Source organism: Pseudomonas sp. BS-2016, assembly GCF_001806145.1.
Taxonomy (GTDB): Bacteria; Pseudomonadota; Gammaproteobacteria; order Pseudomonadales; family Pseudomonadaceae; genus Aquipseudomonas; species Aquipseudomonas lundensis.
In genome coordinates this window covers 463,161-490,160 of the sequence record NZ_MLCT01000015.1, presented here as the reverse complement: position 1 = coordinate 490,160, position 27,000 = coordinate 463,161, and the positions used below count along the sequence as shown (strand labels likewise).

Sequence of the window (27,000 nt, the reverse complement as noted above, 5' to 3'; positions counted from 1 at the left end):
GATGGCCAAGCCCAAGCGCATTTACGGCTGCACTGAGTGCGGTGCAACGTTTCCCAAGTGGGCCGGGCAGTGCGGCGAGTGCGGTGTCTGGAACACGCTGGTCGAAACCGTCGTGGAAAGCGGTTCTGCGGCACCGCCCAGCGGTCGCACCGGTTGGACCGGGCAGCAAGCCCAGCTCAAAACCCTGGCGGAAGTCAGCATCGAAGAGATTCCGCGTTTTTCCACAGCATCCGGCGAGCTGGATCGCGTGCTGGGTGGCGGATTGGTCGACGGCTCTGTGGTGCTGATTGGTGGCGATCCGGGTATCGGTAAATCCACCATCCTGCTGCAAACCCTCTGTCACATGGCCACGCGCATGCCAGCGTTGTACGTGACGGGCGAAGAGTCCCAGCAGCAAGTGGCCATGCGCGCCCGCCGCCTGGGGCTGCCGCAGGACCGCCTCAAGGTGATGACCGAGACCTGCATCGAAAGCATCATCGCCACGGCCAAGCTCGAAAAACCCAAGGTCATGGTGATCGACTCAATCCAGACCATTTTCACCGAACAACTGCAATCGGCCCCGGGTGGCGTTTCGCAAGTGCGTGAAAGCGCGGCGTTGCTGGTGCGTTATGCCAAATCCAGTGGCACGGCGATTTTCCTCGTCGGCCACGTGACCAAAGAAGGCGCGCTGGCCGGGCCTCGCGTGCTGGAGCACATGGTCGATACCGTGCTGTATTTCGAAGGCGAGTCCGATGGACGCTTGCGCCTGCTGCGTGCGGTGAAAAACCGTTTTGGTGCCGTCAACGAACTGGGCGTGTTCGGCATGACCGACAAAGGCCTGAAAGAAGTGTCCAACCCGTCAGCGATTTTCCTGACGCGCGCGCAGGAAGAAGTACCGGGCAGTGTGGTCATGGCGACCTGGGAAGGCACGCGTCCGATGCTGGTCGAAGTGCAGGCGCTGGTGGACGACAGCCACATGTCCAACCCGCGGCGCGTGACATTGGGGCTGGATCAGAACCGGTTGGCCATGTTGCTGGCCGTGTTGCATCGCCATGGTGGCATCCCGACCCACGATCAGGACGTATTCCTCAACGTGGTGGGCGGGGTGAAAGTGCTTGAAACGGCGTCTGACCTGGCCTTGATGGCGGCGGTGATGTCGAGCTTGCGCAATCGCCCGTTGCCCCACGATTTGCTGGTATTCGGGGAAGTCGGCCTGTCGGGCGAAGTGCGTCCGGTGCCGAGCGGGCAAGAGCGTCTCAAGGAAGCGGCCAAGCATGGCTTCAAACGCGCCATCGTCCCCAAGGGCAATGCCCCGAAAGAGTCACCGCCCGGTTTGCAGATCATCGGGGTGACGCGCCTGGAGCAGGCGCTCGATGCCCTGTTTGAATAACGTTCACTGCTCGCTGATCAAGGCTTTTAACTCGCGCTGAAGCAGCGCTTCATCGCCCAGGTTGAGTTCGACCACTCGACGCAGGTGGCTGATCGACTGCTGGTCGATGCGGGTGCATTCAAAGCCCAGTTTGTGGGCTTCGGCGTGGGCCAGGCGCACGTCCATGATGATGTGCGTCTCATCGTTGAGGTGGATGTCGGCGCTAAACACAGAATCTGGGCCAGGGTGCCAGTCCAGCGGCTTTTCAATCAGCAGCCCCTTGAGCGATACATCCAGCAGTTTGACCGACCAGTGCAGCGGCCCCTGGCTAATGCGGGTCTGGGCATCGAATGCAATACGGGTAAAGTGCCGACGTTCATCAGGCTGCGTGTGCATGGTCAAATCCTCCGGGCGTGCCTGAACTATAGTCCCGATCCGGCGATTGCCAGTGATGAAAAAAACCGCGCTAAGAAGGCTCTAGACCAACGTCAGGGGGTGGTCTTTAGTGCTGGGAGCGCTAAACTCCGGGGGCAGTCCTTCTTGTCCAACTGGCCGGAATATAAAAATGAATAATAAAAATAGCCTGCTCCGCCACATTCCGTGGCTGGTGCTGGCAATTGTAGGAGCCTGCGCCCTTGGCGTAGTGGCATTGCGTCGGGGTGAGGCGATCAACGCCTTGTGGATCGTGGTGGCCGCCGTTGCCATCTATCTGGTCGCTTACCGTTATTACAGTCTGTTCATTGCCACCCGGGTGATGCAGCTGGACCCGAGCCGGGCCACGCCTGCGGTCGTCAACAACGACGGTCTGGACTACGTGCCGACCAACAAACACATTCTTTTCGGACACCACTTTGCCGCCATCGCAGGCGCCGGACCGTTGGTCGGGCCGGTGCTGGCTGCGCAAATGGGGTACTTGCCCGGTACGCTCTGGCTGATTGCTGGCGTCGTGCTGGCCGGTGCGGTGCAGGACTTCATGGTGCTGTTCATGTCCACACGCCGCAATGGCCGCTCGCTGGGCGACATGGTGCGTGAAGAAATGGGCAAGGTGCCGGGCACCATTGCGCTGTTTGGCTGCTTCCTGATCATGATCATCATCCTCGCGGTGTTGGCGCTGATCGTGGTCAAAGCCCTGGCTGAAAGCCCGTGGGGCATGTTCACGGTGATGGCCACCATCCCGATTGCGATGTTCATGGGCATTTACATGCGCTACATCCGCCCGGGCCGCATTGGTGAAATCTCCATCGTGGGTGTGTTGTTGCTGCTGGGCTCTATCTGGCTGGGGGGCCAGATCGCCGCCGACCCTGAGTGGGCGCACGTGTTCACCTTCACGGGCGTGCAAATCACCTGGATGCTGATCGGTTACGGTTTTGTCGCGGCAGTGCTGCCTGTATGGCTGGTGCTGGCTCCGCGCGATTACCTGTCCACCTTCCTTAAAATCGGCACCATCGTGGCCTTGGCGATCGGCATTCTGATCACCATGCCCGAGCTGAAAATGCCAGCCGTTACCCAATTCATCGATGGCAATGGCCCGGTCTGGAAAGGCGGCCTGTTCCCCTTCCTGTTCATCACCATTGCCTGCGGTGCGGTCTCGGGTTTCCACGCACTGATTTCCTCGGGCACCACGCCCAAGTTGCTGGATAACGAAACCAACGCCCGTTACATCGGCTATGGCGGCATGTTGATGGAGTCGTTCGTCGCCATCATGGCAATGGTTGCCGCTTCGGTGATCGAGCCAGGCGTGTACTTCGCCATGAACAGTCCGGCTGCGATCGTCGGTTCGGACGTGGTCAGCGTGGCGCAAACAGTCACCAGTTGGGGGTTTGCAATCACGCCGGATGCACTGACGGCGTTGGCTCAGGACATTGGTGAAACCACCGTTCTGGCACGTGCGGGCGGCGCACCGACCCTCGCAGTCGGTATCGCGCAAATCCTGCACCACGTGTTGCCGGGCGAGAACACCATGGCGTTCTGGTATCACTTCGCTATTTTGTTCGAGGCCTTGTTCATCCTGACGGCCGTCGATGCCGGTACGCGTGCCGGTCGTTTCATGCTGCAAGACTTGCTCGGCAGCTTCGTGCCTGCCCTCAAACGCACCGAATCATGGCCCGCCAACCTGATTGCCACGGCCGGCTGTGTGGCGATGTGGGGCTATCTGCTGTATCAGGGCGTGATCGATCCGCTGGGCGGCATCAACACCTTGTGGCCGCTGTTTGGTATCTCCAACCAGATGCTGGCAGGTATCGCGCTGATGCTGGCCACGGTTGTGCTGATCAAAATGAAGCGCCAGCGTTATATCTGGGTGACCATGCTGCCTGCGGTCTGGCTGCTGATCTGCACCACCACGGCAGGCTTCATCAAGCTGTTCGATGCCAACCCGGCGGTGGGCTTCCTGGCGCTGGCCAACAAATACAGCACGGCGCTGGACGCGGGCCAAGTGATTGCCCCGGCCAAAAACATCGACCAGATGCAGCACGTGATTATCAACGCGTACACCAACGCGGGCTTGACCGTGCTGTTCCTGTTCGTGGTCTTCAGCATCCTCTTCTATGCGCTCAAAGTCGGCATTGCCGCTTGGGGCACCAAAGAACGTACCGATAAAGAAGCGCCATTCCAGGCCATGCCGCAAGAGTGACAGAGGGCTGCAAACATGTTCAACGACCTGAGTCGCCTCGGTAAATACCTCGGTCAGGCTGCACGCCTGATGGTCGGCATGCCTGACTACGACAATTACGTCGAGCATATGCGCACTAAACACCCGGACAAGCCGGTCATGAGTTATGAGGCGTTCTTCCGCGAACGCCAGGAGGCCCGGTACGGCGGCAAGGGTGGCCCCAAGTGCTGCTAACCCGCTAGCCCTTGTGCAGGAGCGGGCGTGTTCGTGAAGGTGTGGTGCCAGTCAACGATCCTGTTGAATGCCCCGTGTCTTGGCGAACAGGCCCGCTCCTGTTTTCGTATCTGCACACCCATCTTCAAGGAGACTGCATGTCCTCTCCCATCCCCGTCACCATCCTCAGCGGCTTCTTGGGGGCTGGCAAAACCACGTTGTTGCGTTACCTGCTCAAGGCCGAACACGGCCTCAAAATTGCCGTGATCGAAAACGAATTCAGCGATGCCGGGATCGACACCCAACTGTTGGGCGACGAACCGGTGCAGGTCATGACGCTGGCCAATGGCTGCGTGTGCTGCACCATCCATACTGACCTGACCAAAGCCCTTTACCTGCTGCTTGAGCGGCTGGACAGCGGCGAGATTGCCTTTGACCGGTTGGTGATCGAGTGCACTGGCCTGGCCGACCCGGCGCCGGTGGCGCAGACCTTTTTCATCGATGAAGAACTGCGTGAGCGCTACCTGCTGGACGGCATTATCACCCTGGTGGATGCGGCCCATGCGCAGGTTCACCTGACGCAGACCATCGCCCAGGCCCAGATTGGCTTTGCGGATCGTTTGCTCGTGAGTAAGCGCGACCTGGTGGACGACGCGACCTTCGATGCCCTGAGTGAGCGGTTGACCCGTATCAACCGTCGCGCACCGATTCGCGTGGTCGAGCACGGCAAAATCGATCTGGCGGAGTTGCTGGACGTGCGCGGTTTTAACCTTAATGCCGACTTGGGCGGCGCGGTGAGTTTACGTCCGGTGCAGCCGGCAGCGTCTGTTGACCGTATCTCCAGCCTGGTGCTGCGCACTGACAAGCCGCTGGACATCGATCGCCTGAGCGAATTCATGAATGAACTGCTTGAAGACCATGGCACGCAACTGCTGCGTTACAAAGGCGTACTCAATATCGCGGGCGAGGCCCGGCGCCTGGTGTTTCAAGGGGTGCTGAAGTTGTATGGCTTTGACTGGGACACGGAGTGGGCTGAGGGAGAGGTGCGTGACAGTGTGATGGTGTTTATTGCCGACGACCTGCCCGAAGAGAAGATTCGCGAGGGGTTTGCGCGCCTCGGGAGCGAGTGAGAGGGCGCCCGCCTCATTTCTTTGCAGCACTCATAAAAAAGCCCGGCTCACGCGCCGGGCTTTTTATTTAGCCAGTGACACTCAGTTGCCGTAAACCGGCAGCTTCTTGCAGATGGCTTTGACTTTCTCGCGAACGGCGTCGATCACGGCTTCGTTGGTGATGTCGTCCAGGATGTCGCAGATCCAGGTAGCCAACTCGCGGCATTCTTCAACTTTGAAGCCACGGGTGGTCACAGCCGGTGTACCGAAACGCAGGCCCGAGGTCACGAACGGGGAACGTGGGTCGTTCGGCACGGAGTTTTTGTTCACGGTGATGAAGGCCTTGCCCAGTGCGGCGTCAGCGTCTTTACCCGAGATGTCCTGCTTGATCAGCGACAGCAGGAACAGGTGGTTTTCAGTACCGCCCGAAACCACGTCATAACCGCGCTCGATGAACACCGAAGCCATGGCCTGGGCGTTCTTCACCACTTGTTGCTGGTAAACCTTGAACTCAGGTTGCAGGGCTTCTTTGAAGCACACGGCTTTACCGGCGATCACGTGTTCCAGCGGGCCGCCTTGCGAACCCGGGAAGACAGCGGAGTTCAGCTTCTTCTCGATGTCGGCGTTGGCTTTGGCCAGGATCAGGCCGCCGCGTGGGCCGCGCAGGGTTTTGTGGGTGGTGGTGGTGACCACGTCCGCGAACGGAACCGGGTTCGGGTAAACGCCCGCTGCAACCAGGCCGGCCACGTGGGCCATGTCCACGAACAGGTAAGCGCCGACTTTGTCAGCGATGGCACGGAAGCGCGGGAAGTCCAGGATCTGCGAGTAAGCGGAGAAACCGGCCACGATCATTTTTGGCTTGTGCTCAACGGCCAGACGCTCGACTTCGTCGTAGTCGATCAGGCCATTGGCGTCGATGCCGTACTGCACCGCGTTGTACAGCTTGCCCGAGGACGAAACGGTTGCGCCGTGGGTCAAGTGACCACCATGGGCCAGGCTCATGCCCAGAATGGTGTCGCCGGCCGACAGCAGCGCCAGGTACACCGCGCTGTTGGCCTGGGAACCGGCGTGGGGCTGAACGTTGGCGTAATCGGCACCGAACAGTTCCTTGGCGCGGTCGATGGCCAGTTGTTCAACCACGTCGACGTATTCGCAGCCGCCGTAGTAACGCTTGCCCGGATAACCTTCGGCGTATTTGTTGGTGAGTACCGAGCCTTGAGCTTCCATCACCGCTGGGCTGGTGTAGTTTTCCGAAGCGATCAGCTCAATGTGTTCTTCCTGGCGCTGAGCTTCTTGCTCCATGGCGGCAAAAAGGTCGGCGTCGAACTTGGCAAGTGTCAAATCACGGCTGAACATGGCGGTCCTCAAGGATCGGGGGCGGAAAAAGGAGGGCATTCTAACCCAACGGGTTTTATCTGGCATATGAAAGGCAATCATGTGGCAGACAAGTGGCTTTCAGGTACGGGTTTTTAGCGGGTTTTGAAGCCTTACTCGAACATCGGCAGGGCTTCCTGGCTGAAATGGGCTTCAAACTGCCGCGCAGGCATGGGGCGCCCGAACAGATAGCCCTGCACTTCATCGCAGCCGTGTTCACGCAGGAAATTCAGTTGCTCGTGGGTTTCGACACCTTCGGCGATCACGGCCAGGTTCAGGCTGTGGGCCATGGCGATGATGGCACGGGCGATCTGCGCGTCCTGTTCACCTTCGGGCAGGCCGTCGACAAAGGTACGGTCGATTTTCAGCACGTCGATAGGGAACTGCTTGAGGTAGTTGAGCGACGAATACCCCGTGCCGAAGTCGTCCACGGCAATGCTCAGGCCGAGGATTTTCAGGCTGGCAAGGATTTGCAGCGCCTCGCTCACTTCGCGCATCAGGATGCTCTCGGTCAGTTCCAGCTCCAGACAGGCCGGGGGCAGGCCGGTGTCCTTGAGAATAGTGGCGATGCGCGTGCCCAACTGGCCGTCGGAAAATTGCCGCGCCGAGATGTTGACCGAGACTTTCGGCACGCGCACTTTGGCTTGGTGCCATTGCTTGAGCTGACGGCACGACTCGGCCAGCACCCAGTCGCCCACATCCACCACCAGCCCCAGTTCTTCAAGTACCGGGATAAAGTCGCCCGGTGGCACCAGGCCACGACGCGGGTGGTTCCAGCGCAGCAACGCTTCGACGCCGGTCAGGCGTTTGCCGTCGCCGCTGAACTGCGGTTGGTAATAGAGGATGAACTCTTGCTGCTCCAAGGCATGGCGCAGGTCGCTTTCCAGCTCCAGCCGCTCCAGGGCGCTGGCGTTCATGTCCGCTTGGTAAAACTGGAAGTTGTTTTTGCCACGCTCCTTGGCGTGGTACATCGCCGTGTCGGCGTTTTTCATCAACTGGCTGAGCTCGTTGCCATCCTGCGGGCTCAGGGCGATGCCGATACTGGCCGTGACAAAGAACTCGCGGCTCTCCAGCACAAACGGCTTCACCAGGCTGGCGAGGATCTGTTCAGCGACGCTGATGGCGCGGTTGAGTGCCATCTCGCGGGTCGCACGGGGTTGCAGCAACAGGGTGAATTCATCGCCGCCCATGCGCGCCACGGTGTCGTCGTTGTCCACGCAAGCAAGCAGGCGAATGGCCATGTCTTTGAGCATGCGATCGCCCGCGGCGTGGCCCAGCGAGTCATTGATCGGCTTGAACCGGTCAAGGTCGAGGAACATCAGCACCACCCACGACTTATTGCGTTCAGCCTGTTGCAGCGCGGTGTGCAGACGGTCCTGGAACAACGTGCGGTTTGGCAGGTGGGTCAGGGCGTCGTAATAGGCCAGGCGATGAATGCGCTGTTCACTGGCCTTGCGTTCGCTGATGTCGCTGAAGAAGCACACATAGCTGGCCAGATCGCCTTCGTCATCGAACACGGCCGTGATGCCGACCCACGCCGGGTAGTGTTCACCGTTCAGGCGCTTGAGCCAGATTTCGCCTTCCCACGTGTTGTGCTGGTGCAGTTGCTTGAGCACGTAGTGCAAATGCGCCTGTTGCTGCTCATCGACGGTGAGCATGCTCGGCAACTGGTCGAGCACTTGCGACACGGCGTAGCCGCTGACTCGGCTGAAGGCCTCGTTGGCCTGCACGATATAACCCGCGGGGTCGGTAATGAGGATGGCCGAGGTCGAGTGCTCAAATACCGTGGCGGCCATGCGCAGGTCTTTTTCGGCGCGGCGTTGCTGACTGATATCACGTCCGACCCCGAGGATGCCTTCGAACGCATCGTTCTCATCCCACACCAGTACCAGACGCAATTCGATGGGGATCTTGCGCCCGTCGGCCCGCAGGCAATCGAACAGGAACAGTTGAGTGTCGAGTTGGGTGCGCAGGGCGGCCAGTTGTTCGGGCTTGTCCAGCGCGCGACTGACTTGTTCGATCAGGCTGTACACACCGGCCAGTTGTTGCGGGTTGGCAATGGTTGATTGCCAACCGTGGGTGAACACCCATTCGGCGTCAAAGCCCAGTACGGTTTGGACGGACGGGCTGACATAGTTGAGCTTCAACGCATTGTTGGTTGAAAAAATCACATCACTGATGCTTTCGGCCAGCATCCGGTAGCGTTGCTCGCTGTCACGCAACGATTCGCTGGCTTCGATCTGATCGGTGATGTCTTTGGCCACCCCGACGATACGCGTGACTTGATCGTAGGCGTCTCGCGCCAGCGCCTGTTCACGGATGTCGAAGCGCCGCCACACGCCGTTGCTATGACGAAAACGCAACTGGCATTGCAGCAGGTGCGCGTAGCCGCTGTGGCGCTGTTGCTTGCGCATCAGGTGGTAATGCTCGGCATCTTCGGGGTGCAGCAGCAGTTCCCAGAAGTAAGCGCCCATTTGCTGCAATTCGGTGGCGTTGTAGCCCAGGGTGTGGCCCAGATGGTGGTTGCTGAAAATCATCCGCTGGCTGATGACGTCCTGCACGTACAAGTGGTCCGGCACGGTGCGCACCACATCCGACCAGAAGCTCTCGCGCTCTTGCAGCGACAGCTCGATCAGCTTGCGGCTGGTGATGTCGCTGATGCTCAAGATCACGGCCTGATGATCGCTGCGGTCTTGCGGCAAACGCAGCACCAGCCATAAATGCTGGTCCTGCCCCTTGGCGTCGACGAGGGTGATTTCCAGCTCAAGTTGCTGTTGGTGGTTGAGCACGGCCTCGATGACTTGATAACTGATGGCCGAGGTGGTGTTCGGGCAACCGTTGATCAGCTTTTCCCAGGCGCCTTCGCACGAATCCACGTCCAGCAAGTGCAATGCCACCTGATTGACTTCAGTGATGCGTAACTGTTCGCACAAATGCTGGCGCTGCACGGGGTTGTTGTTCAGCCAGTGTTTGAGCGCAGCGCTGTCATACAGTTGCTCGCGTTCGAGAAAGCCCGGCAGGCTCGAGAGGTCAAGCACGCACAGGGCGACGCCGGTGCCTTCAAATATGTCGTGATAACGGCGACGCCCTTCATGGGCCTGACGCTGGCGGCGGCGCAGGTTGATCAGTGCGATCAACGGTAGCAGCGAAAACAGCAGGCCAAGCAGGCATTTACCGATGAGTCCGGGCAGCAGTTGCTCGACCACCTGCTCTTTATTGAACAGCCCGCGCAGTTGCCAGTCGCTGTGGCTCAACGGCATCAACACGACTGTATCGGCCTGATCCTGTGCGGTGAGGGTGGAAGCCGGTGTAACCGGCACTGCGCTGTGGCGCAGCACTTTATGGGTCAGCGCATTTTCGATCAGCCACTGCGGCCGGTCGCCGTGAATGGTTTGCTGGGTCAGTTTGTTCAGCAGGTCCGGGTTCAGGCGCAGCAGCCAGTAGCCGCGCGTCGGGCGGTCGGGTTTATCCAGCAGTAAATAAAGGGTGCTGGCGTCGCTGTTGTTGCTGAAGTAATAGCCGTCGGTGCTTTTGCGCGATTGATTATGTTTGATCCAGTCCCGCAGATAGGCGGCGTCCGGGCTGATGCCGCCGCTGTCGAGCAGCACCTCGCCCTCAGGGCTGAGCAGGGCCAGGCTTTGCAACGAGGGCAGCGACTGCACCATCTGGCTGGCCTGCGCGCGCAACTGTTGCAGGGTGACCGGGGATGGCCGGGCAGGCAGCAGTTTGAGTGCCATCTCCGCCCGCAGGCCCATGCTCAGGTTGACGTGATCTGCCAGGTCGGTGCTGTACGTGGCGCTGTATTGGCGCTGATGCTCGACGGTGGACTGAAATTGCTCGATCAGCAGCCAGAACAACATGCCCAGTAAAAGCAGGACCAACGTGGCCAGCGCGCCTTTTAACGTGCCGCGCACGGGGGTGCCGAGCCATGGGCCTGGAGCACGCGCGGGGTTAGACGGTGTGACGTTGGGCAAGCTGTGATCCTGCGATTGGCTGCAATGGTGCGATACGCACTATAAGCGGGACGCCCAAAGGGCGGCTAGCATGCCTTGGACTGTGGCAAAGTGCCAGCCCCTTGGTGGGCGCTGGTTTGCCCTGCACTGCGCATTCAGGTAGCTTTGCCGGTTACGCGGGGGCACAAGGGCTCCTACACTCAGGCTTTTTACATGAACAGGCATTGACCCAGATCAATCCCTGTCCTTCTGCTATGGCCTGAGCCGTGCATTGCTCGCGCCTTAATCACCTGTCACTGACGCTAGGTTCACCATGGCTCAATACGTTTTCACCATGCATCGGCTGAGCAAAGTTGTTCCGCCGAAGCGGGAAATCCTGAAAAACATCTCCCTGTCGTTTTTCCCGGGCGCCAAGATCGGCGTACTCGGTCTGAACGGTTCGGGTAAATCCACCCTGTTGAAAATCATGGCTGGCGTCGACACCGAGTTCGACGGCGAAGCCCGTCCAATGCCGGACTTGAACATCGGCTACCTGCCGCAAGAGCCGCAACTGGACCCGAGCAAAACCGTGCGCGAAGTGGTTGAAGAGGCCGTGAGCGTGATCAAGGACGCCCAAGCGCGTCTGGACCAGGTTTACGCCGAATACGCTGACCCGGATGCCGACTTCGACAAGCTGGCCGCCGAACAGGCCAAGCTTGAAGCCATCTTGCAAGCGGGCGACGGCCACAACCTGGAGCGCCAGCTGGAAGTCGCCGCCGACGCGCTGCGCCTGCCCGCATGGGACGCGAAGGTTGAACACCTGTCGGGTGGTGAGAAGCGTCGTGTGGCCTTGTGCCGCCTGCTGCTCTCGGCCCCGGACATGTTGCTGCTCGACGAACCGACCAACCACCTGGACGCCGACTCCGTCGCTTGGCTGGAGCACTTCCTGCACGATTTCCCGGGCACCGTGGTTGCGATTACGCACGACCGTTACTTCCTGGACAACGTAGCCGGCTGGATTCTGGAACTCGACCGCGGCGCCGGTATTCCTTACGAGGGCAACTATTCGGGCTGGCTTGAAGCCAAGTCCGATCGTCTGGCCCAGGAATCCAAGCAACAGTCGGCCCACGAAAAGGCCATGAAAGACGAGCTGGAATGGGTGCGTAAAGGCGCCAAGGCGCGTCAGTCCAAATCCAAGGCCCGTCTGCAACGCTTTGAAGAACTGCAATCGCAGGAATTCCAGAAGCGCAGCGAGACCAATGAAATCTACATCCCGGCCGGTCCGCGCCTGGGTGACAAGGTGATCGAGTTCAAGAACGTCTCCAAGGGTTACGGCGATCGCGTGCTGATCGACAACCTGTCGTTCGCCATGCCTAAAGGCGCCATCGTTGGCGTGATCGGCGGTAACGGTGCGGGTAAATCCACCCTGTTCCGCATGCTGATGGGCAAAGAGCAGCCGGATTCGGGCAGCATCGAAATCGGTGAAACCGTTCAGTTGGCGTGCGTTGATCAGAGCCGCGATGACCTGGACGGCAGCAAGACGGTGTTCCAGGCCATTTCTGACGGTTCGGATGTCATCCGCATCGGCAACTATGAAATCCCTTCGCGTACCTATGTCGGGCGTTTCAACTTCAAAGGGGGCGATCAACAGAAGTTCGTCAAGGACCTGTCCGGTGGTGAGCGAGGTCGCTTGCACCTGGCCCTGACCCTGAAAGAGGGCGCCAACGTGCTGCTGCTCGACGAACCGTCTAACGACCTTGACGTTGAGACCTTGCGTTCGCTTGAAGAAGCACTGCTGGACTTCCCTGGCGCCGCCATTGTGATCTCTCACGACCGGTGGTTCCTTGACCGTGTGGCGACGCACATCCTGGCCTACGAAGACGACTCGCAAGCGGTCTTCTTTGAAGGTAACTACACCGAGTACGAAGCTGACCGTAAAAAGCGCCTCGGTGAGGCGGCCACCCAGCCGCACCGCGTGCGCCACAAAAAACTGGCTCAGTAAGGCCGGTTTTTACAAAAGCGGAGCCCCATGGGGCTCCGTTTTTTTTGGCGTGTGCTATTTCCGCCGTCAGGGCCCGGCTTGCCACGTTTCAGGATTTCACCGGTTTAACGCTTAAAAGGGGTGCAGAAGTGGGTACAGAATTCACATTTTTGGTGCGCAAAACCTCTAAAAATCATCGCTATTTATAGAAAAGCACCATTTAAATTCAGAACTGCGACATTTTGCGCTGTCGCGGTGCGACATGAATTGATAAAGTTCCGGCCAATCTCCGTTTAACGACAATAAATTTGCCGAGACTTACCCATGATCGAATCCGTCGAGCACTTCCTTGCCCGCCTCAAAAAACGCGACCCAGACCAGCCAGAATTCCACCAGGCGGTGGAAGAAGTCCTGCGCAGCCTGTGGCCTTTTCTCGAAGCCAATCCGCACTACCTGACTTCCGGGATTCTCGAACGTATTTGCGAACCTGAGCGGGCAATTGTGTTTCGCGTGTCATGGGTGGATGACGAAGGCAAAGTGCGGGTTAACCGCGGCTTCCGCATTCAGATGAACAGCGCCATTGGCCCTTACAAAGGTGGCTTGCGCTTCCACCCGTCGGTGAATTTGGGGGTGTTGAAGTTCCTGGCGTTTGAACAAACCTTCAAAAACTCCCTGACCTCGCTGCCCATGGGCGGCGGCAAGGGTGGCTCGGATTTCAACCCCAAGGGCAAGAGCGACGCGGAAGTCATGCGTTTCTGCCAGGCCTTCATGAGCGAGCTGTACCGCCATATCGGTTCGGACGTGGACGTGCCCGCTGGCGATATCGGCGTCGGCGCCCGTGAGATTGGCTTCCTCTTTGGCCAATACAAACGCCTGAGCAACCAGTTCACCTCCGTATTGACCGGCAAAGGCATGAGCTACGGCGGTAGCCTGATTCGCCCGGAAGCCACCGGGTTTGGCTGCGTCTATTTTGCGCAGGAAATGCTCAAGCGCAGCGGCCAGCGTATTGATGGCAAGCGGGTTGCGATTTCCGGCTCGGGTAACGTGGCGCAATATGCCGCGCGCAAAGTCATGGACCTGGGCGGCAAAGTCATTTCGCTCTCGGACTCCGAAGGCACCCTGTATTGCGAAGCCGGTCTGGACGACGCGCAGTGGGAAGCGCTGATGGAGCTGAAAAACGTCAAGCGCGGACGTATCAGCGAACTGGCGGCGCAATTTGGTCTGGAATTTCTGGCGGGCCAGCATCCGTGGCATCTGCCCTGTGACATTGCGCTGCCTTGCGCAACACAGAACGAACTGGACGCCGAAGCCGCTCGCACATTGCTGAGCAATGGCTGTGGGTGCGTGGCCGAAGGCGCCAACATGCCGACCACGCTGGAAGCGGTGGACCTGTTTATCGAGGCGGGCATTTTGTTCGCACCGGGCAAAGCCTCCAATGCGGGCGGTGTGGCCGTGAGCGGTCTGGAAATGTCGCAGAACGCCATGCGCTTGCTGTGGACGGCGGGTGAGGTGGACAGCAAGTTGCACAACATCATGCAATCGATCCACCACGCCTGCGTTCACTACGGTGAAGAAAACGGCCGCATCAACTACGTCAAAGGCGCCAACATCGCCGGTTTCGTCAAAGTGGCCGATGCCATGCTCGCGCAGGGCGTGGTTTAAGCCGGGTCCACGCGAACGATCTCGACCTGCAAATCCCCGGCAGGTCGAAGCCACAACACTTCATCGCCGGGGCCTGCGCCCAACAGCGCACGGCCCAGTGGCGAGCCCCAGTTGATTAAACCCTTCGTGGCATCGGCCTCGTCTTCGCCGACCAGTTGCACCCGTTGCTCATTGTCGTGTTCATCGACGAACGTCACCCAACTGCCTATCTGCACCTTCTGCGACGAAGTCGCGGGCGCGACCACCTGTGCGCTGAGCAAGCGCTGATTGAAATAGCGCAGGTCGCGATCAAGATCAGCCAAACGCTGCTTGTCGGCCTCATCCCCTTTCGCCGCCTCGTGAGCATGCTCAGCCTGTAGCTCACTGACTTTGGCCTGCAATAAAGCATGACCTTGGGCGGTGACGTAATTGGGCTGGCTGCTGACCTGACGCTCAATGGGGGCATTGGCGTGGTCAGCAGCGCTGTCTTCGTTTACAAATGCGCGGCTCATGGCAACTGTCCCTTATGGCGATAAGGTTGAGAGCCCGCGGGCCGATCAAGGTTCAGATGAGTGCGAGCGATAAGCACGAGCAGCGTCGACATCCTTCTCGTGTTGCCAATCGCGTTCGCGCTCATCCCAATGACGGTCCTGATATTGCTCCCGGTCCTGGTTTTCGCGCATGGCCTTACATTGGCGAAAGCCATCATCCCACCCTTGAGCGTAGGTCGAATCCTTCAGGTAGCGCGGGACGTTTTTCTTGAATTCCCCCGTTATCACCCCGGCCGCTTGCCGGCCACTGCTGCACCCATCATCGAAACCGTCTGCAAAGGCGGGAGGATACCCTTTGGCCAGCAGGTCCTGATGGGTGGTCTCACACCCGGCCAACAGCACAATCAGCATCCCCAACCCCACACACCTGCGCCACATAACCCACCTCAGTGCACCGTTGAACGGCTGATGCGGTGAGTGTAGGCCGGGATCTGTGAGTGGGGCGTCAAGCCGATGTCAATGCGATGTCAGTGATCAGGTTGAGCCCCGAGAGCTGACTGTTCAGCCAGTTCCTGCTGGATAAAGGCCGCGATCATGGCGCGGTACACCTGTTCGGTGACCTGCGGGTTGGCACCGAGTTCGTCGGCCAATGCCCTGACTTTGAGGAAAACCTGCTCCACGCGTTGCGGGGCTTTGACCGCGTTGCTGTCCTTTTTAAACCGCGCAGCCTGCGAAACATACGCCCCGCGCTGTGCGATCAGGCCGACGATCTGGCGGTCCAGTTCGTCGATGTGTGAGCGCACTTCTTCAAGGCTGTGGCACGTGACTGTCATGTGGTGAAGCTCCCATCAGTAGTGATACCACTTCACTTCCAGCATCACTTCGTTCACTGGCGAGGTCAGGTGGCTGAATTCGCGCTGGGCTGTCAGGCGTAAACCGAGGTTGCGCGACAGTTCCCATTGTTGATTCAGGCTTAAGGTGCGGCGTATTTCACCGTTGGTGAAGTAATCGCCCTTGGCTTCCAGGCTCAGGTTGCCGATCGGGTTGCGCCACAGCACGCCGGTGTTAAAGCCCGCCGCAGGTGACACGAACGCCGCGAAGTCGTTGTTGTGCTCCACGCGCACGGTGCCGAGGGCAAAACCCAGTACCTCGTCAGCCAGTTGCCAGGTGCCACCTGCGCCGCCGTTAACGTGGCTGACGAGGGTTTCATCGCCATGTTTGCCGAGCACGCGCTCCAGCCCGCCACCCACTTGCCAGGACCACGGCTTGAGCAAGTCATTGCGCGGGGTCAGGGAGCGGATGTTGGCCAGGTCCAACTGCTGGATTTGCCAGTGGTTGCCTTCGTACTGGCGCAGTTTGAGTTGCAGGATTTCGATTTGCGCGCCCAACGGGAAGCCCGGCGCGTTGTCGTTGAGGTCGTGGTAGGCCATGCGCAGGCCGTACTCGCCAAAAGCCTTGTCATCACGGCTGCCGACGCCCACTTGCCAGGTACGCGATTGGTGGCCGTTTTCTGGCAGCTCGGGTTTTTCGACATGCAGCTGCGGGGCCGGATTTTGGTTGATCGCGCGCAGCAGTTCAAAGCTGCGCTGCGAACGGTCGGTGTCTCGCTCCAGGCCGTTGGCGCGGTAGCGTTCAAGGCGATACGCCGCATCGATAATCAACGCCTGACGCGCGCTGGGCAGTGCTTTGAAATCCGGGTTTTGCAATTGTTTCTGATCCGCGCTGACCTGCAGCACCCATTGCTGTTCTTCAGGGTCGAGGGCTTTGGCCCGGTCCAGCAGCTCGCGCTCGCGGGACGGCCGGTATTCGATACTTTCGACCAGGCCTGCTTCCTTGACGGCCTTGACGGTGTCGGTGGGGATGGCAGTCAGCGGGAATTGGGTGGTCAGTTGCAGGCCGGGGCGCGCCACTTGCAGCAGCTCCAGCAAGCGATATGAGCAGTTTTCATCGAAGAAGAAGTAGTCGAACTGGATTTGTTTCAGCTCCCACACGTGCTCGACCATGCGTTGCGTTTCTTCGGGGGTCAGGTTGAGCCGGTATTCCCACAGGTCGCGGTTTTCAAGGCTGCGGTATTCCGACAGTTTTTCCTGATACGGCACCAGCGCGAACAGGCCCGGGTAGCCACCGGCCAGCCCTTTCCAGGCATACAGGATGCTGTTGTCGGAGCCTTCAATGTAGGCGCCAAAGTTGATTGCATAGCTCAGCAGCGCGGTCTTGTTGCTTTGCACGTCCGCCTGATCGATGCGCAGCAAGGTGTGACCGAACATCGATGAGGGGCTGTTGAGGTAGGCCGCCGGGAAAATCATGACCGTGCTGTGCGGGGCCACGTCTTTGAACCATTGCGTGAACTCCGCGCAGGGGGCTGGCGGCAGGTCGGTCAGGTTCAATTGGGCCTTGAGCCAGCGGGTGCGGGCCGGGTACACGCACTGCGGGTGTTTATCCCCCAGGCTCAACGGCGAATACAGCGCCTCGACGGTGGCACGCAGTTCTGCGTCCGGGTGTTGGGCGCCGTCGGGGGCGATGAAGAATTTGTCGTCGCTGACGTAACTGCGCCAGCCTCCGAGTGTGCGGGCTTCGTAATGCCCGAGGGAAATCCAGAAAGGGTCGTTGGCCAACTGCTGCACACGTTGATTGTCGATTTGGGGCGCGGCATATAACGGGGCGCAGGCACAGAGCGCCAGATAGGCAAGGCGTTTGAGCATGGTGGGCAACTGTTGTCAGGCAAAGAGAAATGAAGCGCAAGAATACCCGCTCCGAAAGGAGCGGGCAGGTCTCATTTACGCAGCAGTGGCGTATTTGGACAGGCGTGCGTCACTTTTCAGGACAGCCAGGGTGTTGTTGTGAACGTCATCGGCCGTCACGTCAGCTTTGCTGAAGATTTGCTGGAAGTGTTCGTGGGTGACAGCAGCAAAATGCTCGCGGTCTTCAGGGGCGACACCCAGTACCACCGCGTAGGTGGTCAGTGCTTCGCCGTTGCCTTTAGCCATGTCTTCGGACAGCTCGTTCATCATGCCATTCATGGCAATCCACGATTTACCGCCGTAGGTCAGCGCGTCTTTGGTGGTGCAACCGTTGGTACCGGACGTCATGCCGAAAGTGGCGTTGCCGGAGGTGCCGTTGGTGGTAGAGGCCAGGAAGTGGGCCGGTGTGCCGCGCTGGCCTTCAAACAGCATGTTGCCCCAACCGCAGTTTGGGCCGCCTGGTGCTTGAGCCATGGCATTGAGGGAAACAACAGTGAAGAGAGTACCGAGAAGAATCCGTTTCATAGCTTTGTTCTCTATGTGTGTGCAACCAATGGACAAGGGTGTCTGGCCCTGAAGCGCCAGTACGGGCCAGTTATGACTTCCGGCCGCGTAACACCTTGGAGTCTAGGCACGTTCTGCAGGTTCCGTTATTTTTTGCAAAACAATCATTGATCGAGCGCAGTTTAATCCCGCAAATACAGGGCCTCGGGAATTCGCGCATCGTGCGCCTTGCCAGTGGCGTACGGCCAGCGCCAGAATGCTGCCATCTGCCCCGCCCGATGTAAGGAAGCCCGATGCCTGATTCTGTTGCTGCCAGCTTGCGTCTAGCGCCTGACGCGCTGACCCGTCCGTTTTCCGCTGAACAGTTCAGCTTCTCTACCACCAATGATCTGGAGCCTTTTCGCGGCATTCTCGGCCAGGAGCGTGCGGTCGAAGCCTTGCAGTTTGGCGTGGCCATGCCGCGTCCGGGATACAACGTGTTTGTCATGGGCGAGCCCGGCACCGGGCGTTTTTCGTTCGTCAAACGTTACCTCAAGGCTGAAGGCAAGCGCCTGAAGTCGCCCAGCGACTGGGTGTACGTCAACAACTTCGATGACCCGCGTGAACCGCGGGCGCTGGAGTTGCCGGCCAGTGGCGCCGGTGCGTTCATCGCGGACATCAATGGGTTGATCGATAACTTGCTGTCGACCTTCCCGGCGGTGTTCGAACACCCGACGTACCAACAGCGCAAAAGCGCCATCGACCGGGGTTTCAACCAGCGGTATGACCGGGCGCTGGACGTGATCGAGCGCCTGGCGCTGGAGAAAGGCGTGGCGCTGTACCGCGACAGCAGCAACGTCGCCTTCACGCCGATGAGCGATGGCAAGGCGCTGGATGAAGCCGAGTTTTCGCAGTTGCCCGAAGAAGAGCGCGAGCGTTTTCACGAAGACATTTCGCAGCTCGAAGAGCGTCTTAACGAAGAGCTGGCGAGCCTGCCGCAATGGAAGCGCGAGTCCAACAACCAGTTGCGTCACCTGAACGAAGAAACCATCACCCTGGCGCTGCAACCGTTGCTGGCGCCGCTGTCGCAGAAGTACGCCGAGAACGGTGCGGTATGCGGTTATTTGCAGGCCATGCAGGTGTATCTGCTCAAAACCGTGGTCGAGCAGTTGGTCGACGACAGCAAGACCGATGCGCAGGCGCGCAAGCTGCTCGAAGAGCAATACCTGCCAAGCCTGGTGGTCGGTCAGCCGATGAGCGGCGGCGCCCCGGTGGTGTTTGAGCCGCACCCGACCTACGACAACCTGTTTGGTCGTATTGAATACAGCACCGATCAGGGCGCGCTCTACACCACCTACCGCCAGTTGCGGCCGGGTGCGTTGCACCGTGCCAATGGCGGTTTTTTGATTCTTGAAGCGGAGAAGATGCTCAGTGAGCCGTTCGTGTGGGATGCGCTCAAGCGCGCGCTGCAATCGCGCAAGCTGAAAATGGAGTCGCCGCTGGGTGAAATGGGCCGCCTGGCGACCGTGACGCTGACCCCGCAAGTGATCCCGTTGCAGGTCAAGGTCATCATCATTGGTGCCCGTCAGCTGTATTACACGTTGCAAGACCTCGACCCGGACTTCCAGGAGATGTTCCGCGTGCTGGTGGACTTCGACGAAGACATCCCGATGGTCGACGAAAGCCTTGAGCAGTTTGCACAGCTGCTGACCACGCGCACGTCTGAAGAAGGCATGGCGCCACTGACGGCCGATGCGGTTGCGCGACTGGCCACCTACAGCGCGCGGCTGGCGGAGCATCAGGGGCGGTTGTCGGCTCGTATCGGTGATCTGTTCCAGTTGGTCAGCGAGGCGGATTTCATCCGTCATCTGGCCAACGATGAAATGACCGACGCCGGGCACATCGAACGTGCGCTCAAGGCCAAGGCCACCCGCACCGGGCGTGTGTCGGCGCGGATTCTCGATGACATGCTGGCAGGCATCATCCTGATCGACACCGATGGCGCCGCTGTCGGCAAATGCAATGGCCTGACCGTGCTGGAAGTGGGGGATTCAGCGTTCGGCGTGCCGGCGCGGATTTCGGCCACGGTGTACCCGGGCGGCAGCGGAATTGTCGACATCGAACGCGAAGTCAACCTCGGGCAGCCGATTCACTCCAAGGGCGTGATGATCTTGACCGGCTACCTGGGCAGTCGTTATGCCCAGGAGTTCCCGCTGGCGATTTCGGCCAGCATCGCGCTGGAGCAGTCCTACGGCTACGTGGACGGCGACAGTGCTTCGCTGGGCGAGGCTTGCACGTTGATTTCCGCGCTGTCCAAAACGCCGCTCAAGCAGTGTTTTGCAATCACCGGCTCCATCAACCAATTCGGTGAAGTGCAGGCGGTGGGCGGGGTCAACGAGAAGATCGAAGGGTTCTTCCGTCTGTGCGAGGCCCGCGGGCTGACCGGCGAGCAGGGGGCGATCATCCCTCAAGCCAACGTTGCCACCTTGATGCTGGATGAGAAAGTGTTGCAGGCCGTGCGCGAAGGCAAGTTCCACGTGTACGCGGTGCGTCAGGCGGATGAAGCCCTGAGCTTGCTGGTGGGCGAGCCTGCGGGCGAGCCGGACGCTGAAGGTCAGTTCCCGGAGGGCAGCGTCAATGCGCGGGTGGTCGAACGCCTGCGGGTGATTGCAGAGATGATCAGCGATGAAGATCTCAAAGAGGCGGAAAAAGAACTGATCGCTGAAACCCTGGCAGCTAAAAAAACCGTGTAACGCCCTCTGCGGTGGTGACGCGTTTTACTTTCCGTTGGTCACGGCGCCTTGGCGGGCGCCGTTTTTCTTCTATTCTCAGCACATGGACCTCCACTGTCGTCACTGGAACGATGCAGCCCGTTGTGTGCGGCTGAATACAGGAACCACCGAGGGTCGCCGCCATGTCGCGCAACCTTTGTCTTACCCGTCGATGCCTGGGGCTGGTCACGCGTATCGAGTGCAGCGTACGCCCCTTGGCAGGCGGCACCGGTATGTGGACGTTGCTGTTCGCTGCCGGACTGGCGGGCGAGCAGCCCACCACGATCAAGTCCCAGGGCCCGTTCCCCGGCCCGAGCGCGGCCGAAACCATCCTTGAATCCATTGTCGAAAGCCTGACCCTGCACGGCTATGAGCTGGCGGATGATCCGCAGATCTGGTGCCTGCATGTGCAGGCCCAGCTACGGCAAATCAACGGCGCGCGCTGTCACGCGTCTCGCTGATGGAAGGCTTCAGTGGGGCGGATTGACCTCCGGTACCTTGTCGAGCTTGACCTCAAAGCCGTATTCCACGGGGGTAAGGTCGGTGCGGGCATAGCTTTCCAATTGGGTCGGCTGGCCATAGAAGTAATGCACGTCAAACAGCGCAGGGCCTTCTGCCTCTGCGCTGTGGCTCACGGCCAGCACTTCCTTCAGGTAGTTGCCGGTGGCGTCCTTGGCGTAGAACCGCCAAGCATCCGAGGGGAACGCCTTTTGATCGACTATCAGTGCGTTGCCCTTGAGCTCCAGCCCTGTGGGCAGGTGCTCTATGTTCAGCACCTGCTTGTCGACTGCGGCGATGTACATGGGCATCGAACCAATGGCGTAGGCCGGGGTTTCCGGGAACAAGTTCAGGTCGTAGGTGATGACGCCAGTGTGCGGGTCGACATCGAAGGCTTCTTCCGGCAGCTCCAGCGGTTCGCTGCGTTTGCCACTTTCATCTTCGGCAAAGAACGTGACCGGGGCTTCGGAGGCGTCGGGCAGCAGGCCGACCAACTCGTCATTAAACGTAGCGGGGTGGCTGAACTCCAGCGTCGCGGCGCTGGCGTCGTCAATGGACTGGTTGATGGTCACGGTCTTTTTGAAGCGCTCAGGGTCGAGGTTGGCGTTTTTCAGGTACGCAGGCGCTTGGTCGTCGTACACCACGACCGATAGCGGCAGAGGCTGAACCTCTTTGCTGATCACGGTTTTATCGAGCCGACGTACCGGCAGGTCGAGGGCTTTGCGGGTCACTGTGGCGCTGGAGAAGTCCATGACGCTGATGTCCAGCGTGTCGACAGTGCCGTTGAAGTACACCTTGCTGTAGTGGTTGGGGTGTTTTTGCTCGAAGGCTTTTTCTTCGTCTGCCAACTGTCGTTCGAAGGCTTCGCTCCAGGCGGTTTGCTTGAGCATCTCGGCCAGCTGTTGCTGGTAAAACGCCAGTTGCTCGGCATTTTCGTTGATCGAGCCTGCGCGCGAGAGGAATTGGCCTGATTGATCGCGGGCCTGAATGATCAAGGGGTTCAGTTCGGTGTCCCCCACAGCCTCGGCGGGCGCGGCGCTGTTGTGGATCTCGACTTCAGCGAAGTTTTTGCCCAGCGCTAACAGGGTCACGCTGATGGTGCCATCGGTCCGTGTCTGGCCCACGTCTTTGTCGTTGAGCTTGAAATGCACGACGTTGCCCGGCGCAATCACTTCTACCTTGCCATGCAGCATCACCGGTTGCGGCTGCTGGCTGTTTTCGGTCTCAACGCCGTCGATGTAAGGGTAGGTGACGGTCAGGTCGTCCGGGTTGCTCAGGTTGGCGCTCGAAGGGCTTAGCTGAATGCCGGGATCGGTTTCGGACCACTCGGGCTGGAACGGCACCTCTTGTTTATTGCTCAAGGTGACGGATTGCCATTCCAGAGCGTGGGGGAACGGGAATTCGGAGGCGCTGTTGATCGGGAAGGGGAACACCGGCTCCAGATCGGTCAGGTAGTCGGAACTGGCATTTTTACGCAGGACAAACAGGCCATTGATGTAGGTGTCCGTCAGCGCCTGAATGCTGGGGTAGTGGTTGAGCAGTGCCAGATCGTCTGTGGTGTATTCGGTTTCAATCGGCTTGTCTTGCAGCTTGAGCCGCGCCCGCTCCAGCAACAGCAGCGACCCGCCAAGGTCGGCGACGGCATCTTTGAGTGGCTGGTCTTTGATGGTGTCCAGGTTCTGTTCGAATTGGGCGGTTCTTTCTTCCAGGCTGGCGAGCGGGTGTTGGTCATCCGGTGAGCAGCCTCCCGTGGCGAGCAGCGCCAATGAGAGTCCGAGACCAGCCAAGGGGAATCGCAGATCCATTCTTCAGGTTTCCTGTCCGTAAACGATGCCGAGTAGGTGGACACTAGCAGAAAAAGTTTTTACAGACTGTGTCCGGGGCTTTATCTCTAGTGAATTCCCGCTGATATACTCGCGCCCATTTTTTCACTTCCTGTGAGTTTCAATGGAACGCTTTATCGAAAATGCAATGTACGCGTCGCGCTGGATTCTGGCGCCGATCTATTTTGGTTTGTCGCTGGGCCTGCTGGCGCTGGCGTTGAAGTTCTTCCAGGAAGTGTTTCACGTAATTCCGAACGTGTTTGCGCTATCTGAGTCGGACTTGATCCTGGTCATTCTGTCGCTGATCGACATGGCACTGGTGGGTGGCCTGCTGGTCATGGTCATGATTTCGGGTTACGAGAACTTCGTTTCGCAACTGGACATCGACGAGCACAAAGAGAAGCTCAGCTGGTTGGGCACGATGGATTCCACATCGCTGAAAATGAAAGTCGCGGCTTCGATTGTGGCGATCTCTTCGATTCACCTGCTGCGGGTGTTCATGGATGCGCGCAATATCGAGCCCCAGTACCTGATGTGGTACGTGATTATCCACATGACATTTGTGATCTCGGCATTTGCCATGGGGTATCTGGACAAGATCACCAAGCATTGAGGCCGGGCGCCGGTAGCGCCTGCACAACGCGGGCTGCGAAGGCTTTGGGGGCTGTGTTAGTCTGCTCGCCCTTTTTTGGTTCAGGGCGTTTGGGTCAGTCGTTCAGTTGACTGGCCTGCAGCGTCCCACAGCGGAGCAGTGTTATGTCCGAAGTAAATCTGTCGACCGACGAAACCCGCGTCAGCTACGGCATTGGCCGTCAGTTGGGCGACCAACTGCGCGACAACCCGCCGCCGGGCGTTAGCCTGGATGCCATTCTGGCAGGCCTGACCGACGCGTTCGCCGGTAAAGAAAGCCGTGTTGGCCAGGAAGAAATGTCCGCCAGCTTCAAAGTGATCCGCGAGATCATGCAAGCTGAAGCGGCTGCCAAGGCAGAAGCCGCAGCGGGCGAAGGCAAGGCTTTCCTGGCTGAAAACGCGAAGAAAGACGGCATCACCACCCTGGCGTCCGGCCTGCAATTCGAAGTGGTGACAGCAGGTGAAGGCGCCAAGCCATCCCGTGAAGACACCGTGCGTGTTCACTACCACGGCACTCTGATTGACGGCACTGTGTTCGATAGCTCTTACGAGCGTGGCCAGCCTGCCGAGTTCCCGGTTGGTGGCGTGATCGCTGGTTGGACTGAAGCCCTGCAATTGATGAACGCCGGCAGCAAATGGCGCATCTACGTGCCGAGCGAACTGGCTTACGGCGCCCAAGGCGTTGGCAGCATCGCACCGCACAGCGTGCTGGTATTCGACGTTGAGCTGCTGGACGTTCTGTAAGAACGCCACGGTTTAGCGGTAATGACGGGTTGTTGGCCAGCCCGTCATTACGCGTTTGGCTTCATAGTTCTAGTTTGGCCTGGTGCTCATGGGTGTCAGCCGAGCCGACAGGGCGCAACGCCCGGGCGTAACAGAATAGAAACAAGTTTCGCACCAACTCTTTAAGCACTCCCGGCTCGCTTGAGTTAAGTCCTGAAAAGTCCAGGTCGCCCTGATCCTGCAATTCAGTCAGCGCGTCTTCTTCCAGTACGGCACACACTTCCCCGGTTTCCCGATGCAGGATTCGCAGGTACGGGTGTGGTCGGTCCAGCCAAGCGTCTATTAAATAAGTCATGGGTGTCATCTCCTTGATGGATATCAATGAGAATAATTCTTATTCAATTAATAGCAAGTGCCTATTGGCGGATTTCCGGTTTTTCTGCGAAGAGGTTGCTACCGGTCAAAGTGGCTGGCGCTTTGATATCGCGTCTTGAACCAGGCAGTGGCAGGGGAGGAAGCGGGATAGGGAGCAGAGCGGGGAAACAACACCTTCCTGCGCCAGGCGCAGGAAGGAAAGGCGCAGAAATCAGACTTTACGTACGAACTCGGACTTGAGCTTCATCGGGCCGATGCCGTCGATTTTGCAGTCGATGTCGTGATCGCCATCGCACAAGCGGATGTTCTTGACCTTGGTGCCGACTTTGACCACCAGCGAGGTGCCTTTGATTTTCAGGTCCTTGATCACGGTGATGGTGTCGCCATCGTTCAGGACAGTGCCAGCGGAGTCTTTGTAGACTTTTACGTCGCTGTCGACTTCCGCTTCAGCGTTGGCAGACCACTCATGGGCGCATTCCGGGCAGACCAGCTGTACGCCGTCTTCGTAGGTGTATTCGGAATTGCATTTCGGGCAGGGTGGCAAAGTGCTCACTTGCGCTCCTTAAAAGTCAGGATGGCTAAAAGGCACGCATTGTATAGGGTTTTGTCGGCGGGCGGGGAAAGTGCGGGGGATGCGCTTGGCGTCACTGCCCAAGACCCTCGTGTGAAGGCCTTGGGAGCGGGAGCGGCTGACGCCGGGTGTGGATCAGTGTGTGCGGGCGACCGCGAATTCGCTCAGTTCGACCAGCGCGTCGCGGTATTCGCTCGGCGGCAGGGCTTCAAGGCAAACAATGGCGCGGGCAACGAAGTCGCGGGCCAGTTGTGCGGTGTATTCCAGCGAGCCGGAGGCTTCAACCGCGTCGCGGATGCTTTCCAGGTCTTCAATGCCACCTTTCTGAATGGCTTGACGAACCAGTGCCGCTTGTTCCGGCGTGCCCTCGCGCATGGTGTAGATCAAGGGCAGCGTCGGCTTGCCTTCAGCCAGGTCGTCACCCACGTTCTTGCCCAAGGTTTCGGCGTCGCCGCGGTAGTCGAGCAGGTCGTCCACCAACTGAAATGCCACGCCCAAGTGATCGCCGAACATGCGCAATGCTTCGCTTTGTTCGGGTGTTGCACCGGCCAGAGCCGCGGCACTGTGGGTCGAGGCCTCGAAGAGCATCGCGGTTTTGCCGCGGATGACTTCCATGTAGGTTTCTTCCGTGGTGCTGGCGTCGCGCACTTTTGACAGTTGCAGCACTTCGCCTTCGGCAATGATGCGGGTCGCTTGCGACAGGATCTTCATCACCGGCATCGAGCCCAGCTCAACCATCATTTCGAAGGAGCGCGAGTACAGGAAGTCGCCCACCAGTACGCTCGGCGCGTTGCCCCACGTCGCATTGGCGGTCTTGCGGCCACGGCGCATGCCGGACATGTCCACCACGTCGTCGTGCAGCAGGGTGGCGGTGTGCAGGAACTCGATGGTTGCCGCCAGCAGGCGCAAGTCATCGCCTTCGCGGCCCAGCGCTTTGCCACAGAGCAACACTAATAAAGGACGCAGGCGTTTACCGCCGGCCGAAGTAATGTAGTCGCCGATTTTTGAGACCAGCGGTACGCGTGAAGTCAGCTGCTTCTTGATGATGCCGTCGACGGCGCTAAAATCGTCCGCCACCGCGCGGTAGAAAGCTTGGGGTTGCATCAGCGACAGGTGCTCCAGAAGGGTTGCGCGGCATGCTAGGTCGGGGGGGATGGCCTGTCAAGGCGCGATGGGCGGCCCCTTGCAACGTCCTCTTGCCTTGCGTACAATCGCGCACCCTGAACTTCCTGGGCAGCACCTGCCTTACGCAATTGCACTTGGGCCGTTCCAGCCCCATGCAGCCATGCCAGCCAATACCTTTACCTATAAAGCGCTGGGTGAGCAGGATTATCGGAGAAATACCATGTCGTATGCAGTAATCGTTACTGGTGGCAAGCAGTACAAAGTAGCTCCAGGTGAATACCTGAAGATCGAAAAACTGGAAATCGCTACCGGCGAATCCGTAACTTTTGATCGCGTTCTGTTGGTCGCCAATGGCGACGACGTGAACATCGGCGCTCCAGTTGTTCCTGGCGCCACTGTTGTGGCTGAGGTGATCTCCCAAGGTCGTCACGATAAAGTCCGCATCATCAAGTTCCGTCGTCGTAAGCACCACATGAAGCGTATGGGCCACCGCCAGTGGTACACCGAGATCAAAATCACCGGTATTCAGGCTTAATTTCAGCCTAATTCCTCACTAGGAG

General features: G+C 59.2%; 22 protein-coding genes and 1 pseudogene. 11 read left to right on the top strand and 12 right to left on the bottom strand.

What is annotated here, in order from left to right; all coding sequences use genetic code 11:
• Position 1: 1 nt before the first annotated feature.
• Positions 2-1,369 (top strand): DNA repair protein RadA, encoded by a 1,368-nt coding sequence (gene radA, locus BKD70_RS07690; RefSeq protein WP_047273562.1) that lies wholly within the window; start codon positions 2-4, stop codon positions 1,367-1,369.
• A 3-nt stretch (positions 1,370-1,372) separates the two neighbouring features.
• Here radA and BKD70_RS07685 read toward each other — a convergent pair whose 3' ends face one another.
• Positions 1,373-1,744 (bottom strand): PilZ domain-containing protein, encoded by a 372-nt coding sequence (locus BKD70_RS07685; protein WP_047273563.1) that lies wholly within the window; start codon positions 1,742-1,744, stop codon positions 1,373-1,375.
• A 169-nt stretch (positions 1,745-1,913) separates the two neighbouring features.
• Here BKD70_RS07685 and BKD70_RS07680 point away from each other — a divergent pair, with 169 nt between their 5' ends.
• The 3 genes from BKD70_RS07680 to yjiA all read left to right on the top strand — a co-directional run bounded on the left by BKD70_RS07680 (position 1,914) and on the right by yjiA (position 5,302).
• Positions 1,914-3,980 (top strand): carbon starvation CstA family protein, encoded by a 2,067-nt coding sequence (locus BKD70_RS07680; protein ID WP_047273564.1) that lies wholly within the window; start codon positions 1,914-1,916, stop codon positions 3,978-3,980.
• 15 nt (positions 3,981-3,995) lie between these two features.
• Positions 3,996-4,193, top strand: coding sequence for a YbdD/YjiX family protein (locus BKD70_RS07675; protein WP_047273565.1), 198 nt, complete (start codon positions 3,996-3,998; stop codon positions 4,191-4,193).
• A 137-nt stretch (positions 4,194-4,330) separates the two neighbouring features.
• Positions 4,331-5,302, top strand: coding sequence for a GTPase (gene yjiA, locus BKD70_RS07670; protein WP_047273566.1), 972 nt, complete (start codon positions 4,331-4,333; stop codon positions 5,300-5,302).
• An 81-nt stretch (positions 5,303-5,383) separates the two neighbouring features.
• Here the strand turns inward: yjiA and glyA are convergent, their stop codons facing one another.
• The gene (glyA, locus tag BKD70_RS07665) at positions 5,384-6,637 is read right to left on the bottom strand and encodes a serine hydroxymethyltransferase (RefSeq protein WP_047273567.1); all 1,254 of its coding nucleotides are present in this window, start codon (positions 6,635-6,637) and stop codon (positions 5,384-5,386) included.
• A gap of 131 nt (positions 6,638-6,768) precedes the next feature.
• A pseudogene (locus BKD70_RS07660) lies at positions 6,769-9,918 on the bottom strand (EAL domain-containing protein); the annotation flags it as partial.
• Between the two features lie 1,003 nt (positions 9,919-10,921).
• On the opposite strand from BKD70_RS07660, the gene ettA reads away from it, so the two are divergent.
• Both ettA and gdhA read left to right on the top strand, forming a co-directional pair.
• Positions 10,922-12,589 (top strand): energy-dependent translational throttle protein EttA, encoded by a 1,668-nt coding sequence (gene ettA, locus BKD70_RS07655; protein WP_047273569.1) that lies wholly within the window; start codon positions 10,922-10,924, stop codon positions 12,587-12,589.
• A gap of 303 nt (positions 12,590-12,892) precedes the next feature.
• The gene (gdhA, locus tag BKD70_RS07650) at positions 12,893-14,230 is read left to right on the top strand and encodes an NADP-specific glutamate dehydrogenase (RefSeq protein WP_047273570.1); all 1,338 of its coding nucleotides are present in this window, start codon (positions 12,893-12,895) and stop codon (positions 14,228-14,230) included.
• Here gdhA and BKD70_RS07645 read toward each other — a convergent pair.
• The 5 genes from BKD70_RS07645 to BKD70_RS07625 all read right to left on the bottom strand — a co-directional run bounded on the left by BKD70_RS07645 (position 14,227) and on the right by BKD70_RS07625 (position 17,966).
• Positions 14,227-14,721, bottom strand: a complete 495-nt coding sequence (locus BKD70_RS07645) for a GreA/GreB family elongation factor (RefSeq protein WP_047273571.1) — start codon at positions 14,719-14,721, stop codon at positions 14,227-14,229. The genes gdhA and BKD70_RS07645 overlap by 4 nt on opposite strands.
• A gap of 45 nt (positions 14,722-14,766) precedes the next feature.
• A complete protein-coding gene (locus BKD70_RS07640) occupies positions 14,767-15,138 on the bottom strand; it encodes a hypothetical protein (RefSeq protein WP_047273572.1) in 372 nt (123 codons plus the stop codon).
• 89 nt (positions 15,139-15,227) lie between these two features.
• Positions 15,228-15,533: a chorismate mutase gene (locus BKD70_RS07635; RefSeq protein ID WP_047273573.1), complete on the bottom strand. Its 306-nt coding sequence runs from the start codon at positions 15,531-15,533 to the stop codon at positions 15,228-15,230.
• A 15-nt stretch (positions 15,534-15,548) separates the two neighbouring features.
• Complete coding sequence (locus BKD70_RS07630; RefSeq protein ID WP_047273575.1) at positions 15,549-17,402, bottom strand: DUF4105 domain-containing protein; 1,854 nt, start codon at positions 17,400-17,402, stop codon at positions 15,549-15,551.
• Positions 17,403-17,477: 75 nt separating this feature from the next.
• Positions 17,478-17,966: a DUF3015 domain-containing protein gene (locus BKD70_RS07625; protein ID WP_019411892.1), complete on the bottom strand. Its 489-nt coding sequence runs from the start codon at positions 17,964-17,966 to the stop codon at positions 17,478-17,480.
• A 272-nt stretch (positions 17,967-18,238) separates the two neighbouring features.
• Between BKD70_RS07625 and BKD70_RS07620 the strand changes: the two genes are divergently transcribed.
• Together BKD70_RS07620 and BKD70_RS07615 are read left to right on the top strand one after the other, a co-directional pair.
• Positions 18,239-20,677 (top strand): Lon protease family protein, encoded by a 2,439-nt coding sequence (locus BKD70_RS07620; protein ID WP_047273577.1) that lies wholly within the window; start codon positions 18,239-18,241, stop codon positions 20,675-20,677.
• A 161-nt stretch (positions 20,678-20,838) separates the two neighbouring features.
• On the top strand, positions 20,839-21,156 hold the full coding sequence (locus tag BKD70_RS07615) for a hypothetical protein (RefSeq protein WP_047273579.1): 318 nt from the start codon (positions 20,839-20,841) through the stop codon (positions 21,154-21,156).
• Between the two features lie 9 nt (positions 21,157-21,165).
• Here BKD70_RS07615 and BKD70_RS07610 read toward each other — a convergent pair whose 3' ends face one another.
• Positions 21,166-22,998 carry a hypothetical protein gene (locus BKD70_RS07610; RefSeq protein ID WP_047273581.1) on the bottom strand — a complete coding sequence of 611 codons (1,833 nt, stop codon included), beginning with the start codon at positions 22,996-22,998 and terminating at the stop codon, positions 21,166-21,168.
• 142 nt (positions 22,999-23,140) lie between these two features.
• Between BKD70_RS07610 and BKD70_RS07605 the strand changes: the two genes are divergently transcribed.
• Together BKD70_RS07605 and BKD70_RS07600 are read left to right on the top strand one after the other, a co-directional pair.
• Positions 23,141-23,629, top strand: a complete 489-nt coding sequence (locus BKD70_RS07605; protein ID WP_047273583.1) for a TIGR00645 family protein — start codon at positions 23,141-23,143, stop codon at positions 23,627-23,629.
• Positions 23,630-23,772: 143 nt separating this feature from the next.
• Positions 23,773-24,390, top strand: a complete 618-nt coding sequence (locus BKD70_RS07600; RefSeq protein ID WP_047273586.1) for an FKBP-type peptidyl-prolyl cis-trans isomerase — start codon at positions 23,773-23,775, stop codon at positions 24,388-24,390.
• 61 nt (positions 24,391-24,451) lie between these two features.
• Here BKD70_RS07600 and BKD70_RS07595 read toward each other — a convergent pair whose 3' ends face one another.
• From BKD70_RS07595 to BKD70_RS07585, 3 genes are all read right to left on the bottom strand, one after another.
• Entirely contained in the window at positions 24,452-24,724 is a 273-nt protein-coding gene (locus BKD70_RS07595; RefSeq protein ID WP_047273588.1) for a hypothetical protein, read from the bottom strand.
• A 231-nt stretch (positions 24,725-24,955) separates the two neighbouring features.
• Positions 24,956-25,297 (bottom strand): zinc ribbon domain-containing protein YjdM, encoded by a 342-nt coding sequence (locus tag BKD70_RS07590; RefSeq protein ID WP_047273590.1) that lies wholly within the window; start codon positions 25,295-25,297, stop codon positions 24,956-24,958.
• Positions 25,298-25,450: 153 nt separating this feature from the next.
• Complete coding sequence (locus tag BKD70_RS07585) at positions 25,451-26,419, bottom strand: polyprenyl synthetase family protein (RefSeq protein WP_047273592.1); 969 nt, start codon at positions 26,417-26,419, stop codon at positions 25,451-25,453.
• A 241-nt stretch (positions 26,420-26,660) separates the two neighbouring features.
• Here BKD70_RS07585 and rplU point away from each other — a divergent pair, with 241 nt between their 5' ends.
• A complete protein-coding gene (gene rplU, locus BKD70_RS07580) occupies positions 26,661-26,975 on the top strand; it encodes a 50S ribosomal protein L21 (protein WP_007901869.1) in 315 nt (104 codons plus the stop codon).
• Positions 26,976-27,000: the final 25 nt, after the last annotated feature.

Coding starts and splice junctions, on each gene's coding strand:
- radA (WP_047273562.1), top strand. CDS start 2: ATGGCCAAGCCCAAGCGCATTTACGGCTGCACTGAGTGCGGTGCAACG.
- BKD70_RS07675 (WP_047273565.1), top strand. CDS start 3,996: ATGTTCAACGACCTGAGTCGCCTCGGTAAATACCTCGGTCAGGCTGCA.
- gdhA (WP_047273570.1), top strand. CDS start 12,893: ATGATCGAATCCGTCGAGCACTTCCTTGCCCGCCTCAAAAAACGCGAC.
- BKD70_RS07635 (WP_047273573.1), bottom strand. CDS start 15,533: ATGACAGTCACGTGCCACAGCCTTGAAGAAGTGCGCTCACACATCGAC.
- ettA (WP_047273569.1), top strand. CDS start 10,922: ATGGCTCAATACGTTTTCACCATGCATCGGCTGAGCAAAGTTGTTCCG.
- BKD70_RS07640 (WP_047273572.1), bottom strand. CDS start 15,138: ATGTGGCGCAGGTGTGTGGGGTTGGGGATGCTGATTGTGCTGTTGGCC.
- rplU (WP_007901869.1), top strand. CDS start 26,661: ATGTCGTATGCAGTAATCGTTACTGGTGGCAAGCAGTACAAAGTAGCT.
- BKD70_RS07615 (WP_047273579.1), top strand. CDS start 20,839: ATGTCGCGCAACCTTTGTCTTACCCGTCGATGCCTGGGGCTGGTCACG.
- BKD70_RS07595 (WP_047273588.1), bottom strand. CDS start 24,724: ATGACTTATTTAATAGACGCTTGGCTGGACCGACCACACCCGTACCTG.
- BKD70_RS07585 (WP_047273592.1), bottom strand. CDS start 26,419: ATGCAACCCCAAGCTTTCTACCGCGCGGTGGCGGACGATTTTAGCGCC.
- glyA (WP_047273567.1), bottom strand. CDS start 6,637: ATGTTCAGCCGTGATTTGACACTTGCCAAGTTCGACGCCGACCTTTTT.
- BKD70_RS07645 (WP_047273571.1), bottom strand. CDS start 14,721: ATGAGCCGCGCATTTGTAAACGAAGACAGCGCTGCTGACCACGCCAAT.
- BKD70_RS07685 (WP_047273563.1), bottom strand. CDS start 1,744: ATGCACACGCAGCCTGATGAACGTCGGCACTTTACCCGTATTGCATTC.
- BKD70_RS07630 (WP_047273575.1), bottom strand. CDS start 17,402: ATGCTCAAACGCCTTGCCTATCTGGCGCTCTGTGCCTGCGCCCCGTTA.
- BKD70_RS07625 (WP_019411892.1), bottom strand. CDS start 17,966: ATGAAACGGATTCTTCTCGGTACTCTCTTCACTGTTGTTTCCCTCAAT.
- BKD70_RS07605 (WP_047273583.1), top strand. CDS start 23,141: ATGGAACGCTTTATCGAAAATGCAATGTACGCGTCGCGCTGGATTCTG.
- BKD70_RS07620 (WP_047273577.1), top strand. CDS start 18,239: ATGCCTGATTCTGTTGCTGCCAGCTTGCGTCTAGCGCCTGACGCGCTG.
- yjiA (WP_047273566.1), top strand. CDS start 4,331: ATGTCCTCTCCCATCCCCGTCACCATCCTCAGCGGCTTCTTGGGGGCT.
- BKD70_RS07610 (WP_047273581.1), bottom strand. CDS start 22,998: ATGGATCTGCGATTCCCCTTGGCTGGTCTCGGACTCTCATTGGCGCTG.
- BKD70_RS07600 (WP_047273586.1), top strand. CDS start 23,773: ATGTCCGAAGTAAATCTGTCGACCGACGAAACCCGCGTCAGCTACGGC.
- BKD70_RS07680 (WP_047273564.1), top strand. CDS start 1,914: ATGAATAATAAAAATAGCCTGCTCCGCCACATTCCGTGGCTGGTGCTG.